The sequence below is a fragment of the Nonomuraea sp. B1E8 genome, from assembly GCF_039871515.1.
Taxonomy (GTDB): Bacteria; Actinomycetota; Actinomycetes; order Streptosporangiales; family Streptosporangiaceae; genus Nonomuraea.
This window is the reverse complement of record NZ_JBDPLS010000040.1, coordinates 1-5,058: the sequence shown is the minus strand read 5'-3', so window position 1 is coordinate 5,058 and position 5,058 is coordinate 1. Positions and strand designations below refer to the sequence as shown.

Sequence of the window (5,058 nt, the reverse complement as noted above, 5' to 3'; positions counted from 1 at the left end):
ACGCGTGCGTTTCTTGAGAACTCAACAGTGTGTTAAAAGCCAGTGCATGATGCACAACCCCGTCGATCGACGTTAGTCGGTTTTTGACGGATTCCTTTTGTTAGTTGGGTTCAGACCTTTTTTGGAGAGTTTGATCCTGGCTCAGGACGAACGCTGGCGGCGTGCTTAACACATGCAAGTCGAGCGGAAAGGCCCTTCGGGGTACTCGAGCGGCGAACGGGTGAGTAACACGTGAGCAACCTGCCCCTGACTCTGGGATAAGCCTGGGAAACCGGGTCTAATACCGGATACGACCGCCTCCGGCATCGGGTGGTGGTGGAAAGTTTTTCGGTTGGGGATGGGCTCGCGGCCTATCAGCTTGTTGGTGGGGTAGTGGCCTACCAAGGCGACGACGGGTAGCCGGCCTGAGAGGGCGACCGGCCACACTGGGACTGAGACACGGCCCAGACTCCTACGGGAGGCAGCAGTGGGGAATATTGCGCAATGGGCGGAAGCCTGACGCAGCGACGCCGCGTGGGGGATGACGGCCTTCGGGTTGTAAACCTCTTTCAGCAGGGACGAAGTTGACGTGTACCTGCAGAAGAAGCGCCGGCTAACTACGTGCCAGCAGCCGCGGTAATACGTAGGGCGCAAGCGTTGTCCGGAATTATTGGGCGTAAAGAGCTCGTAGGTGGCTGGTCGCGTCTGCCGTGAAAGCTTAGGGCTTAACCCTAGGTCTGCGGTGGATACGGGCCGGCTAGAGGTAGGTAGGGGCAAGTGGAATTCCTGGTGTAGCGGTGAAATGCGCAGATATCAGGAGGAACACCGGTGGCGAAGGCGGCTTGCTGGGCCTTACCTGACGCTGAGGAGCGAAAGCGTGGGGAGCGAACAGGATTAGATACCCTGGTAGTCCACGCTGTAAACGTTGGGCGCTAGGTGTGGGGGTCTTCCACGATCTCCGTGCCGGAGCTAACGCATTAAGCGCCCCGCCTGGGGAGTACGGCCGCAAGGCTAAAACTCAAAGGAATTGACGGGGGCCCGCACAAGCGGCGGAGCATGTTGCTTAATTCGACGCAACGCGAAGAACCTTACCAAGGTTTGACATCACCCGGACACTCCCAGAGATGGGGGCTTCTTCGGACTGGGTGACAGGTGGTGCATGGCTGTCGTCAGCTCGTGTCGTGAGATGTTGGGTTAAGTCCCGCAACGAGCGCAACCCTTGCTCCATGTTGCCAGCAACCTTTTCGGAGGGTTGGGGACTCATGGGGGACTGCCGGGGTCAACTCGGAGGAAGGTGGGGATGACGTCAAGTCATCATGCCCCTTATGTCTTGGGCTGCAAACATGCTACAATGGCCGGTACAGAGGGTTGCGATGCCGTGAGGTGGAGCGAATCCCTAAAAGCCGGTCTCAGTTCGGATTGGGGTCTGCAACTCGACCCCATGAAGTCGGAGTCGCTAGTAATCGCAGATCAGCAATGCTGCGGTGAATACGTTCCCGGGCCTTGTACACACCGCCCGTCACGTCACGAAAGTCGGCAACACCCGAAGCCCGTGGCCCAACCAGCTTGCTGGGGGGAGCGGTCGAAGGTGGGGCTGGCGATTGGGACGAAGTCGTAACAAGGTAGCCGTACCGGAAGGTGCGGCTGGATCACCTCCTTTCTAAGGAGCATCTTCACCTTTCACCGCCGGATGTGTGGTGGGGTGACAGCTCACTAGTGGAGCACTGGCTACTCAACCAGGGTTGGATCGCCTGCGGGTCAGTACCGCCTTCCGTGAGGAGGGAGTGGGAGCACGCGTTGTGGGGGTTCGGGCTGGTTGGACACACTGTTGGGTCCTGAGGAAACGGGCGACCGGGTTCTCGGTGACAGGGTCACTTAAGCGGCGCAGGGTTTGTGTTGTGGCGGTGGTTTGCTGTTTGTTGTTTGAGATTTGCATAGTGGACGCGAGCATCTTTGTGGCCAAGTTTTTTAGGGCACACGGTGGATGCCTTGGCATCAGGAGCCGATGAAGGACGTGGGAGGCTGCGTTAAGCCTCGGGGAGTCGCCAACCAGACGTTGATCCGGGGATGTCCGAATGGGGAAACCTAGCACCAGTCATGTGGTGTTGCCTCCGCTTGAATGTATAGGGCGGTTGGTGGTAACGCGGGGAAGTGAAACATCTCAGTACCCGTAGGAAGAGAAAACAAGAGTGATTCCGTGAGTAGTGGTGAGCGAAAGCGGATGAGGCTAAACCGGGCGTGTGTGATAGCCGGCAGGCGTTGCATGTCCGGGGTCGTGGGACCTTCTTGATTCTTCTGCCGGAGGGTCGGACAGTGATAAATCGGTGGGGTAGTTGAAAGCTCTGGGAAGGGCTGCCGTAGACCGTGAGAGCCGGGTAGACGAAACCTTGTCGACTGTTGGAGGGGATCCCAAGTAGCACGGGGCTCGAGGAATCCTGTGTGAATCTGCCAGGACCACCTGGTAAGCCTAAATACTCCCTGGTGACCGATAGTGCACGAGTACCGTGAGGGAAAGGTGAAAAGTGCCCCGGTGAGGGGTTGTGAAAGAGTACCTGAAACCGTGTGCCTACAAGCCGTAGGAGCTTACACGAGGCTTGTCCTTGTGTGTGATGTGACTGCGTGCCTTTTGAAGAATGAGCCTGCGAGTTATGGTGTGTGGCGAGGTTAACCCGTGTGGGGGAGCCGTAGCGAAAGCGAGTCTGAAGAGGGCGTTTGAGTCGCATGCTGTAGACCCGAAGCGGAGTGATCTACGCATGGGCAGGTTGAAGCTCAGGTAAGACTGGGTGGAGGACCGAACCCACCAGGGTTGAAAACCTGGGGGATGATCTGTGTGTAGGGGTGAAAGGCCAATCAAACTCCGTGATAGCTGGTTCTCCCCGAAATGCATTTAGGTGCAGCGTTGCGTGTTTCTTGCCGGAGGTAGAGCACTGGATGGCTGATGGGCCCGACAAGGTTACTGACGTCAGCCAAACTCCGAATGCCGGTAAGTGAGAGCGTGGCAGTGAGACTGCGGGCGATAAGGTTCGTAGTCGAGAGGGAAACAGCCCAGATCACCGACTAAGGCCCCTAAGCGTGTGCTAAGTGGGAAAGGATGTGGAGTCGCAGAGACAACCAGGAGGTTGGCTTAGAAGCAGCCATCCTTGAAAGAGTGCGTAATAGCTCACTGGTCAAGTGATTCCGCGCCGACAATGTAGCGGGGCTCAAGCACATCGCCGAAGTCGTGGCACTGACTCCTGTGTGGGGTTGGTGGGTAGGGGAGCGTCGTGCAGCCGGCGAAGCAGCAGAGTGATCTAGTTGTGGAGGCTGTGCGAGTGAGAATGCAGGCATGAGTAGCGAATCGAGGGTGAGAAACCCTCGCGCCGGATGACCAAGGGTTCCTGGGCCAGGTTAATCCGCCCAGGGTAAGTCGGGACCTAAGGCGAGGCCGACAGGCGTAGTCGATGGACAACGGGTTGATATTCCCGTACCCGCTTCAATGCGCCCATACTGAACCCCTTGATACTAAGAGTCCTTAAGTCAGTCGCTTCTTCGGAGGGGATGTTAGACCGAACGCTCGGCCTGATGGGGTAGTAGGTAAGCGATGGGGTGACGCAGGAAGGTAGTCCAGCCCAGGCGATGGTTGTCCTGGGGTAAGCATGTAGCCCGTGTTGTAGGTAAATCCGCAGCATTTGTGGGTGAGATGTGATGCCGAGCCGATTGTGGTGAAGTGGATGATCCTATGCTGCCGAGAAAAGCCTCTAGTGAGTGTTGTGGCGGCCCGTACCCTAAACCGACTCAGGTGGTCAGGTAGAGAATACTAAGGCGATCGGGTGAACTGTGGTTAAGGAACTCGGCAAATTGCCCCCGTAACTTCGGGAGAAGGGGGACCTCTGCTGGTGATCGGGCTAGCTCTGTGAGCTGGTGGGGGTCGCAGTGGCCAGGGGGAAGCGACTGTTTACTAAAAACACAGGTCCGTGCGAAGTCGTAAGACGATGTATACGGACTGACGCCTGCCCGGTGCCGGAACGTTAAGGGGACCGCTTAGTCAGGGAGACCTGGCGAAGGTGAGAACTTAAGCGCCGGTAAACGGCGGTGGTAACTATAACCATCCTAAGGTAGCGAAATTCCTTGTCGGGTAAGTTCCGACCTGCACGAATGGCGTAACGACTTCCCCGCTGTCTCAACCGCAGACCCGGCGAAATTGCACTACGAGTAAAGATGCTCGTTACGCGCAGCAGGACGGAAAGACCCCGGGACCTTCACTACAGCTTGACATTGGCGTTTGGAGCGTCTTGTGTAGGATAGGTGGGAGACTGGGAAGCTCGGACGCTAGTTCGGGTGGAGTCATTGGTGAAATACCACTCTGGTCGTTTTGAACGTCTAACTCTGGTCCGTGATCCGGATCGGGGACAGTGTCTGGTGGGTAGTTTAACTGGGGCGGTTGCCTCCTAAAGGGTAACGGAGGCGCCCAAAGGTTCCCTCAGCCTGGTTGGCAATCAGGTGTTGAGTGTAAGTGCACAAGGGAGCTTGACTGTGAGACTGACGGGTCGAGCAGGAGCGAAAGCTGGGACTAGTGATCCGGCATCGGCGTGTGGAAGCGGTGTCGCTCAACGGCTAAAAGGTACCCCGGGGATAACAGGCTGATCTTCCCCAAGAGTCCATATCGACGGGATGGTTTGGCACCTCGATGTCGGCTCGTCGCATCCTGGGGCTGGAGTAGGTCCCAAGGGTTGGGCTGTTCGCCCATTAAAGCGGTACGCGAGCTGGGTTTAGAACGTCGCGAGACAGTTCGGTCCCTATCCGCTGCGCGCGTAGGAGACTTGAAAGGGGCTGTCCCTAGTACGAGAGGACCGGGACGGACGAACCTCTGGTGTGCCAGTTGTACCGCCAGGTGCACGGCTGGTTGGCTACGTTCGGAAGGGATAACCGCTGAAAGCATCTAAGCGGGAAGCTCGCCTTGAGATGAGGTCTCCCTCCCTGTTGAGGGGGTAAGGCTCCCGGTAGACGACCGGGTTGATAGGCCGGGTGTGGAAGCACGGTAACGTGTGGAGCTGACCGGTACTAATAGGCCGAGGACTTGACCACAAAGCATACTTTTCG

General features: G+C 57.5%; 2 rRNA genes. Both read left to right on the top strand.

The features are described 5' to 3' along the window. Positions 1-118 precede the first annotated feature (118 nt). Positions 119-1,639, top strand: a 16S ribosomal RNA gene (locus ABGA98_RS45585). 297 nt (positions 1,640-1,936) lie between these two features. Continuing rightward, a 23S ribosomal RNA gene (locus tag ABGA98_RS45580) occupies positions 1,937-5,043 on the top strand. Together the 16S and 23S rRNA genes form the textbook arrangement of a ribosomal RNA operon. The last annotated feature ends 15 nt before the right edge of the window (positions 5,044-5,058 follow it).